The following is a 9,077-nucleotide window of genomic DNA, read 5'->3' as shown; positions in this document are numbered from 1 at the left end:
GTGGCGGTGGCAGTGCCGGCGGTGGTGGCGGCGGCCTCGGGGGCGGCGGCTCCCTGGGCGGCAGCGACTACGGCAGTGTTGTCGCCAGCATGACCGACGCCGAACTCATCAGGAACAAAAAACTCTGCGGCGGAATCCTCGCCAATCCGAACGGCTGGGACTACGATCTCGTCCAGCTCTGCAAGGTGCTGCGGATGGCGAGCCGCTGATCCTGCGAACTATTCGGCTGAACGGCCCGGCCGGTCCGGGCCGTTTCTTTTTGCGCGGATGAGAAAAGCGGGCTTGCATCCCGGTCCGGCCTCGGCCTAAACCGCGCCTCATGCTTACAATCAATGATCTTTCACTGCGCGTCGCTGGACGGCTTCTCATCGAGCAGGCCTCGCTCACCCTGCCGGCGGGCACGAAGGCCGGGCTGGTAGGCCGCAACGGCACCGGCAAGACGACGCTTTTTCGCGCGATTACCGGAGAGCTTTCGCCGGAAACGGGCGCGATCAGCTATCCCAAGGGGACGCGCATCGGGCAGGTGGCGCAGGAGGCGCCCGGCACCGAGGACCCCCTGCTCGACATCGTTCTCAGGGCGGATACCGAGCGTGAACGGCTGCTGCGCGAGACGGAAACGACGAACGACGGCCACCGCATCGCCGAAATCCACAGCCGGCTCGCCGACATCGACGCGCACTCGGCAGAGGCGCGCGCGGCCGCCATCCTGTCCGGACTCGGTTTCGACGCGGAGGCGCAGAAGCGGCCCGCCTCCTCCTTTTCCGGCGGCTGGCGCATGCGCGTTGCGCTCGCGGCCGTGCTTTTCGCCGAGCCCGACCTGCTATTGCTCGACGAGCCCACGAACTATCTCGACCTCGAAGGCACGATGTGGCTGGAAAGCTATCTGGCGCGCTATCCGCACACGGTGCTGCTCATCAGCCACGATCGCGATCTCTTGAACAACGCGGTTTCCTCCATCGTGCATCTGGAAAGGCGAAAGCTCACCTTCTGGCGCGGCGGCTACGACCAGTTCGCCCGCCAATATGCGGAGAAGGCCGAGTTGCAGGAGAAGATGCGCACCAAGCAGGAGGCGCAGAAGAAGCATATGGAGGCCTTCGTCGAGCGCTTCCGCTACAAGGCGTCGAAGGCGAGGCAGGCGCAGTCCCGCCTGAAGGCGTTGGCGCGGCTGCAGCCGATCGCCGCGACGGTGAACGAAAACGTGATGCCGTTCCGCTTCCCCAATCCGGCCAAGGAAGTGGCCTCCCCCATCGTGGCGATCGAGCGTGGCGCGGTCGGCTACACGCCGGGAAAGCCGATCCTGAGGAATCTCGACCTGCGCATCGACAATGACGACCGCATCGCCCTTCTCGGCGCAAACGGCAACGGAAAGTCCACCTTCGCCAAGCTGATCGCCGGCAGGCTCGGGCTCGACACCGGCACCATGACCCTGGCGCCGGGGCTGAAGGTCTCGATTTTCGCCCAGCACCAGCTCGAAGATCTGAGGCCGGACGAGAACGCCCATCAGCACGTGCGCCGGCTGATGCCGGACGCGCCGGAGGCCAAGGTGCGGGCGCGCGTCGCGCAGTTCGGCCTGTCGACGGAGAAGATGGACACGCCCGCGCGCGATCTTTCGGGCGGCGAAAAGGCACGCCTCCTGATGGGACTTGCCGCCTTCGAGGCGCCGCATCTGTTCATCCTCGACGAGCCCACCAACCATCTCGACATCGACAGCCGCGAGGCGCTGGTGGAGGCGCTCAATTCCTATGACGGCGCCGTGATCCTCATCAGCCACGACCGCCACCTGATCGAGGCCTGCGCCGACCGGCTGTGGCTGGTCGACCGGGGCACGGTGCGCCCCTACGAAGGCGACATGGAGGACTACCGGGCACTGACGACCGGCGGCACGAGCCGGAACCGGGAAAAGCGCGAGGCCGAGAAAGCCTCGAAGGCCGAGCGCCGCCGCGAAGGGGCGAAGAAGCGCGCCGCACTGGAGCCGCTCGCCAAGGAGATCAAGGCGACGGAAGGGCTGATCGAGCGCACGCGCAAGCGCATCGAGGCGGTCGAGGCGCAGATGGCCGACCCCGGCCTCTACGAACGCGATCCCGGCAAGGTCTCCAAGCTCGCCAAAGAACGCGCCGAACTTGCCCAGTTGCTCGACCGGCAGGAGGAAAGGTGGCTCACATTGTCGGGTCAGTACGAGGAGGAGATGGCGGGATGACCCGGCTTGCGGTTCTCACGCCTTCCTCTCCCACCGCCGGTCCGGGCCCTGCTGCCAGTAGGTGACGGCGTGGCCGGCCGCCTTCATCGCCTTCCAATGGGCGCGGGCGGCCTCGAGCTGCATGGAGTCATGGCCGTCAAAGAGGAAAACGCAACGTTCATAGCCCTCTAGCGCGCCGGGCTCGGCCCCGTCGACGAAGAAGCGGATGGTCGCGCCGTTGGGATTACCGGGACCAGTGGTGAGCAGTACCGGCTGCTCGGCCGCGGTCGCCTCCCCGTCGGTGCCGTGCGGCAGGAAGCTTTCGTCGCGATAGGTCCAAAGGCGCGTATCGAGGGCGTCGCGGCGTTCCTCGCCGGATGACTGCACGGCAACCCGCCAGCCCCGCTCCAGGCTTTTTTCTAAGAGCGGGGGCAGCGCCTCCTCCAGCGTGGATTCGGTGAGATGGTAGAAAAGCGCTTCCATCATCCCTCGTAGTGGTCGGCCACCAGCCTGTCGAGGAGGCGCACGCCGTAGCCGGAGGCCCAGGACTGGTTGATCTCACTGGCCGGCGAGGCCATCGCCGTGCCGGCAATGTCGAGATGCGCCCAGGGCGTCTCCGCGACAAAGCGCTTCAGGAACTGGGCGGCGGTGATGGCGCCGGCATGGCGGCCTCCGCCGGTATTCTTCATGTCGGCGTTCTTGGTGTCGATGAGCTTGTCGTATTCCGGGCCCAGCGGCATGCGCCAGAGCCTCTCGCCAGTGGCGTTTCCGGCGGCGGCCAGCCGTTCGGCCAGCGTGTCGTCGTTGCAGAACATGCCGGCCTGGGAATTGCCCAACGCGACTAGGACGGCTCCCGTCAGCGTGGCGAGATTGACCATGAACTGCGGCTTGTGCTGCTCCTTGCAGTACCAGAGCAGGTCGCCCAGTACGAGACGCCCCTCCGCGTCGGTGTTGATGACCTCGATCGTCTGCCCGGACAGGGAGGTGACGATGTCGCCCGGACGCTGCGCGTTGCCGTCGGGCATGTTCTCCACCAGCCCGATGATGCCAATGGCGTTGGTCTTCGCCTTGCGGGCGGCGAGCGCGTGCATGAGGCCGACGACGGCCGCCGCACCGGCCATATCCCCCTTCATGTCCTCCATTCCGCCGGACGGCTTGATGGAAATGCCGCCGGTGTCAAAGACGACACCCTTGCCAATGAAGGCGACGGGGCTTTGCTTGGCTTTGCCGCCCTTCCACTGCATTACCGCCACGCGTGGCGGGCGGACCGAGCCCTGGGCCACCGCGAGCAGCGCGCCCATACCGATCTCGCGCAGCTCCTTCTCCTTCAGGATGGTGACCTCGACGCCGAGCGACTCCAGCTCCTTCGCCTTTGCGGCGAACTCCACCGGCCCCAGCACGTTGGCCGGCTCGTTGACGAGATCGCGCGCCAGAAGCGCGCCCTCGCCAACCGCGGAAAGACCGGCAAAGGCCTTTTTCGCGGCGGCAGGATCGGCGCATTGAATGGTGAATTTGGCCGGCTTCGTATCGCCCTTCTTCCCGCCATCATCGTCCTTGCGGGTCTTGTACTTGTCGAAGGTGTAGGAACGCAGCAGAAGGCCGAGGCCGATCAGGGCAGCGTCGCGCCCGGTGGCCTCGGCGCCGGCCACCTCCGCGACCACAGTCACGTCCTTGGCCTTCTTCGCGGATGCAGCGGCCACGCCGCCGATCTTCAGCCAGGCCTGTTCATCGAGTTCTGCCGTCTTGCCCGCGCCGACCACTGCGATGCGATCATAGTCGGTTCCCTGGGGTGCGAGCGCCTCGACGGTGTCGGCCAGCTTGCCTTTGAAATCGGCTGCCGCGAATGCCTTCGGGAGAATTCCAGCGGGGTCACACGCCCGAGCCGCCTCGCCCAATGCACCTCCCTCGGGCGCTAGCACGATGACGCTCCCCTTTTTCGGCGGGGAAAGCTTCGCGAAGGCGACGGTCGGTCTCTCGGTCATGGGGTTTCCTGTCTCGATGGGAATCTTCTTGCGCGGATGGCGCGATCTTGGCGTTTTTCGGGAAGATGACAAGAGGGCGGCCGCAATGCAATGGTCGCAGCATGCAACCAATTATTAACCGCGTTCCTTACCGCGCGGTTAAGCGTGTGCGCGACACACTGGCACGGGGACATTTTCCGCCGGTCCTTCCAAAGCGGAGAGACAGTGTTGTACAGCGTGGCACGCGGGTGCCCCAAGGGCCTGTGGCGATCAACGGGAAGGACGGTTTCCGCCCATGAGAGTGATGGAGTACTATATCCTGCGGCGCACCCTGGCGATTTTCGCCGCGGCGCTCGCATGGGTGCTCGTCATCGTGTGGACCACGCAGGTGCTCAACCGGCTGGATATCGTGACGAGCAACGGGCAATCCGTAGCCACCTTCTTCGCCGTGGCGGCGCTGGCGCTGCCGGCGGTGATTCCCATCATCATGCCGTTCGCCATCGGCATTGCCGTCGCCCATACCCTGGCGACCATGAATGCGGATTCCGAGCTGGTCGTCATCAACGCCGCGGGAAGTCCGCGCAGCACCATCATCCGCCCGATCCTCACGATCGCCATCATCTCGAGCATCGCCGCCTTCGCCATCAACAACACGCTGGAGCCCTTCGCGCGCCAGGCGCTGCGCCAGACGCTGGCCAGCGCCAATGCGGACCTGATCGCCACCCTGGTGCAGGAGGGAACCTTCCAGAAGGTGGATGACGGGATCTTCGTGCAGATTTCGGAACGGCGGGCCGACGGGCAGCTCGGCGGCATTTTCGTCGTGGACACGCGCGCGCCGGACATGAAGCTCATCTACCACGCCCGCCGCGGCGCCACGGTCGAGCGGGAGACGGGCAGCGTTCTCGTGCTCCAGGACGGGGAGATCCAGCGCCAGTCGGGTAGCGGCGACGTGTCGATCATCCGCTTCGAGTCGCTGCCGATGGACCTGTCGCAATTCACCAACGGCTCCGACCGGCCGACGCTCTACCCGAAGGACCAATACCTGCCTTATCTCCTCAACCCGGACCCGGAGGACAAGTTCTTCGCCGAATATCCCCAGGCCTTCCGGGCGGAACTGCACATGCGGCTGTCGGAGTGGCTTTATCCCATCGTCTTCGCCCTGATCGGCATTGCCGTGGCCGGCGACGCGCGCTCCTTCCGCGAGGCGCGGCTGCATCCTTTGGTGACGACACTCGCCATCGGGCTCGCCGTGCGGTGGGCGGGCTTCTACGCCGGCAACGAGGCGGAATCGGTGCCGTTCTTCTCCTTCATGCTCTATGCCGTGCCGATCGGCACGATCATCATCTGCATCGGCTTCATCGCCAGCAACCGCGTGATGGAGTTGCCGACGCACTGGGTGGAGCGGCTGAGCGCGCGCTTCCAACGCGACCGCGAAGCACTTGCCGGATTCGGCGCGCGCACCGCACGCCGCTTCGGCCCGAGGGGACGCGCATGATCGGACTGACCCTCGGCAGATACTTCCTGCGGCGCTATGCCGTCATCACCGCGTGGAATTTCATCGGCGTGGCGGCGCTGGTTTTCATCGTCAGCTTCACCGAGATCGCCGGCCGCGCCGCCGGCCTCGAAGGCTACTCCGCGCAATGGGCCCTGGGCCTTGCGGCGCTGCAACTGCCGATCATCATGCAGCAGGCCGTTCCCTTCATCGGTCTGATCGCGGCGATGGCCACCCTCATCAGCCTCAACCGCAAATATGAGCTGGTGATCGCCCGGGCGGCCGGCATCTCAGCCTGGCAGTTCCTGGCACCCATCGCGCTCGGGGCTTTCCTTTTCGGACTGCTTTCGGCCCTGGCTCTCAACCCCATCGCCGCCGCCGGCTTCTCCAAGGCGCAGGCTGTCGAGGCGGAGGTGCGCGGCGCCGACACGCCGGCCAACACGCAGAACGAACGCTGGATCAAGCAGCGCACTGACGCAGGCGAAACGGTGATCGGTGCCGAAAGCGCCCTCGATGGAGGGACCGAGCTGGTGCGTCCGACCTTTCTGATCATGGACGAGGAGGGACGAATCGCCCAAAGGCTCGACGCGCACCGTGCGTGGCTTCGTAACGGCTATTGGGAGCTGCGGGACGTGACGCGGCGAGAAGGAACCAGTGCGCCGGAGCAGGTCGAGACGGTGAGTGTCGCCACGAATTTACGGCCCGAGCTGGTCGGCCAGCAGCTCACGCAGCCGGAGGCGGTGTCGATCTTCGAATTGCCGAGCCGCATCGAGGTGGCCCGTTCTTTCGGTTTGCGCGCCAACGCCTTCGCCACGCACTTTCACTCACTGGTGACGCTACCCGCCCTGCTCGTGGCCATGACGCTGATTGCCGCCACAGTCTCCATGCGGTTCACCAGGATGGGGCAATCGGCGGCGGTGATTCTGGGTGGAATCGTCGCCGGCTTTCTGCTTTATGTGGTTTCGGTTCTCGTGAAGGCGTTCGGCAGCGCCGGCTTCGTCCCACCTTTCATCGCTGCATGGACACCTGTTTTGGTTGCAATGTTTTTCGGGGTCACTTTCCTGTTGTTCAAGGAGGACGGATAGTTGGGGGGAGCGGTAGACAGGGGCCGCGGAACCAACCGCTTGACGCGCCGGCTGCGCGCAAGAGCGGGCGTGGCGATCATTGCCCTGGTTGCGGCCGCTTCGGTCGCCGCCGCTCAGGTGGACGGCTTCGGCGACCGCGACCTGCCCGAGGACGCGCAGATGCTGCTTAGCGCCGATACCCTCGTTTATGACAACGACCGCAATACGATCACCGCCGTGGGCGGGGTGCAGATCGAGTATGCCGGCAACCGTCTGGTCGCCCAGCGTGTCACCTACGACCGCTCCACCTCGCGGGTGATCGCCAGCGGCAATGTCGAGATCATCGAGAGCGACGGCAACCGCATCTATGCCGACCAGATCGACGTCACCGACGATTTCAGCGATGGCTTCGTCGAGGCGCTCAGGGTGGAGACGATCGACGAGACCTATTTCGCGGCCGAATCCGCCGAGCGCGCCGGCGGCAGGGTCACCACCTTCAACCGGGGCGTCTACACCGCCTGTGAACCCTGTGAGGAGCGCCCCGACCGGCCACCGCTGTGGCAGGTCAAGGCGCGGAAGATCATCTGGGACGGCGAAGCGAAGACCATCCGGTTCGAACGCGCCCGTTTCGAGTTCTTCGGCGTGCCGCTCGCATTCCTACCCGCTTTCGAAATCGCCGACCCGACGGTGAAACGCAAGTCCGGCTTTCTCATGCCGAGCATTTTGGGCGGCAGCGAGCGCGGATACGGCGTAAAGGTGCCCTATTATCTGGCACTTTCGCCGACCTATGACCTGACGGTCGCGGTGACCCCTTATTCCAAGCAGGGCTTCCTGGGCGAAGCGGAATGGCGCCAACAGTTCAACAACGGTCGGTACAATCTCAAGATCGCCGGCATCTCGCAGCAGGAGCCGGAGGCCTGGGAAAACTGGGAAGTCGACCGGCTCCAGGAAGAGCGCGGGATGATCGGCTCGCAAGGCCATTTCGACATCAATCCGCGCTGGTCGTTCGGTTGGGACGTCCTGGTGCAGTCGGACAAGAACTTCTCCCGGACCTATGAGATCGAGGGGTTTGACCAGGCGGTGCACCGCTCCGAGGTCTACCTGACCGGCCTCGATGACCGGAACTATTTCGATCTGCACGCCTATCGCTTCCAGGTTCAGGAAGACTCGATCGGCGGCCGGCATGCGAGCCAGCCCTGGGTTTTGCCTAGCTTCGACTATTCCTACACCCCCGACGAGCCGCTGGCGGGCGGCGAACTGAACCTGGACGTGAACGCTCAAGGGCTCTACCGCGACGAAGGCATGTACAACCCCACCAAGCTTCAGGGGCTCAAAGGCGACTCGGCGCGCCTCACCGCGCAGGCCGAATGGAAGCGTTCCTTCGTGACGGACAACGGGCTGGTGCTCACACCGATCCTGCACGCGCGCGGTGACACCATCCACGCGAACCTCTCTCCCGAGGCGGTGGGGCGCATCGAGAGTTTCACCATCGACGGCGCGCAGACGCAAAGCGACATCCGCACCTCCTATTACCGCGCCATGGCCACGGCCGGGCTCGAGGCGCGGTGGCCGGTCCTGTTCTCCACGGCCAGTTCGACCCACGTGCTGGAGCCGACAGGGCAGATCTTCGTGCGTCCGGACGAGCCCTATCACGACAAGCTGGGCATTCCGAACGAAGACGCCCAGTCGATGGTGTTCGACGCGAGCACGCTGTTCGAGCGCGACAAGTTTTCCGGCTACGACCGCATCGAAGGTGGGACGCGCGCCAATCTCGGCATCCGCTATTCAGGCCGCTTCGGCGACGGCTGGACGGCGCACGGCCTGTTTGGCCAGTCCTATCATCTGGGCGGCGTGAACTCCTATGCCTCTGCGGACCTGGTGAACGCAGGCGCCTACTCCGGACTCGAGACCGACATTTCGGATTTCGTCGGCCTCGTCGGGATCACGACGCCAGGCGGCCTCTCGCTCTCGGCAGGCGGGCGCTTCGACGAGGAGACCTTCGCGTTGCGCCGTACCGACCTGCGCGCCGGAGCGACTGTCGGACCGGTCACCGCCAATGTGCAGTATGCCTTCATCGAGGCGCAGCCGCTTTACGGTTTCGATGAAGACCGCCGCGAGGTGAGCGGGGGAACGTCCGTGCGTCTACACGAGAACTGGCGCGCCTTCGCCTCGGGAACCTATGACCTGGAAAAACAGATCATGGTGAAAAACTCGTTCGGCTTTGCCTATGACGACGAGTGCTTTATCTATACAATGCGGTTCAGCCAGGAGCGCGACCGTAACAACGGGGAACAGGAATTCAGCTTCGGCTTCAACATCTCCCTGCGCACTCTGGGCGAGTTCGGCACGGCGTCCGGCGCTTTCGGGCGAACCAATTAGCCGAT

The 9,077-nt window shown here is 65.1% G+C and carries 6 protein-coding genes and 1 pseudogene; 5 read left to right on the top strand and 2 right to left on the bottom strand.

Annotation, left to right across the window (positions count from 1 at the left end; translation table 11 throughout):
* Together ACFP9U_RS12540 and ACFP9U_RS12535 are read left to right on the top strand one after the other, a co-directional pair.
* A pseudogene (locus ACFP9U_RS12540) lies at positions 1–209 on the top strand (hypothetical protein); the annotation flags it as partial.
* 110 nt (positions 210–319) lie between these two features.
* Entirely contained in the window at positions 320–2,197 is a 1,878-nt protein-coding gene (locus ACFP9U_RS12535) for an ABC-F family ATP-binding cassette domain-containing protein (protein ID WP_378621827.1), read from the top strand.
* A 15-nt stretch (positions 2,198–2,212) separates the two neighbouring features.
* On the opposite strand, the gene ACFP9U_RS12530 is transcribed toward ACFP9U_RS12535, so the two are convergent.
* Both ACFP9U_RS12530 and ACFP9U_RS12525 read right to left on the bottom strand, forming a co-directional pair.
* Positions 2,213–2,662, bottom strand: a complete 450-nt coding sequence (locus ACFP9U_RS12530) for a DNA polymerase III subunit chi (protein WP_378621825.1) — start codon at positions 2,660–2,662, stop codon at positions 2,213–2,215.
* Positions 2,659–4,158 (bottom strand): leucyl aminopeptidase, encoded by a 1,500-nt coding sequence (locus tag ACFP9U_RS12525; protein ID WP_378621823.1) that lies wholly within the window; start codon positions 4,156–4,158, stop codon positions 2,659–2,661. Before ACFP9U_RS12525 ends, ACFP9U_RS12530 begins: the two co-directional genes overlap by 4 nt.
* A 274-nt stretch (positions 4,159–4,432) precedes the next feature.
* Here ACFP9U_RS12525 and lptF point away from each other — a divergent pair, with 274 nt between their 5' ends.
* The 3 genes from lptF to ACFP9U_RS12510 are packed head-to-tail and all read left to right on the top strand — an operon-like array spanning position 4,433 to position 9,072.
* A complete protein-coding gene (gene lptF / locus ACFP9U_RS12520; RefSeq protein WP_378621821.1) occupies positions 4,433–5,632 on the top strand; it encodes an LPS export ABC transporter permease LptF in 1,200 nt (399 codons plus the stop codon).
* The gene (lptG, locus tag ACFP9U_RS12515) at positions 5,629–6,714 is read left to right on the top strand and encodes an LPS export ABC transporter permease LptG (protein ID WP_378621820.1); all 1,086 of its coding nucleotides are present in this window, start codon (positions 5,629–5,631) and stop codon (positions 6,712–6,714) included. The genes lptF and lptG overlap by 4 nt, the downstream gene beginning before the upstream one ends.
* Positions 6,715–9,072 (top strand): LPS-assembly protein LptD, encoded by a 2,358-nt coding sequence (locus ACFP9U_RS12510; protein ID WP_378621819.1) that lies wholly within the window; start codon positions 6,715–6,717, stop codon positions 9,070–9,072.
* Positions 9,073–9,077 lie beyond the last annotated feature (5 nt).

Origin of the sequence: Nitratireductor sp. GCM10026969, assembly GCF_042660605.1 — a bacterium.
Classification (GTDB): Bacteria; Pseudomonadota; Alphaproteobacteria; order Rhizobiales; family Rhizobiaceae; genus Chelativorans.
The sequence above is the reverse complement of the archived record's forward strand: the minus strand, read 5'-3'. Positions and strand labels throughout refer to the sequence as shown.

Excerpts from the sequence above, each read along its gene's own strand:
- ACFP9U_RS12535 (WP_378621827.1), top strand. The coding sequence starts at position 320 with ATGCTTACAATCAATGATCTTTCACTGCGCGTCGCTGGACGGCTTCTC.
- ACFP9U_RS12530 (WP_378621825.1), bottom strand. The coding sequence starts at position 2,662 with ATGATGGAAGCGCTTTTCTACCATCTCACCGAATCCACGCTGGAGGAG.
- ACFP9U_RS12525 (WP_378621823.1), bottom strand. The coding sequence starts at position 4,158 with ATGACCGAGAGACCGACCGTCGCCTTCGCGAAGCTTTCCCCGCCGAAA.
- lptF (WP_378621821.1), top strand. The coding sequence starts at position 4,433 with ATGAGAGTGATGGAGTACTATATCCTGCGGCGCACCCTGGCGATTTTC.
- lptG (WP_378621820.1), top strand. The coding sequence starts at position 5,629 with ATGATCGGACTGACCCTCGGCAGATACTTCCTGCGGCGCTATGCCGTC.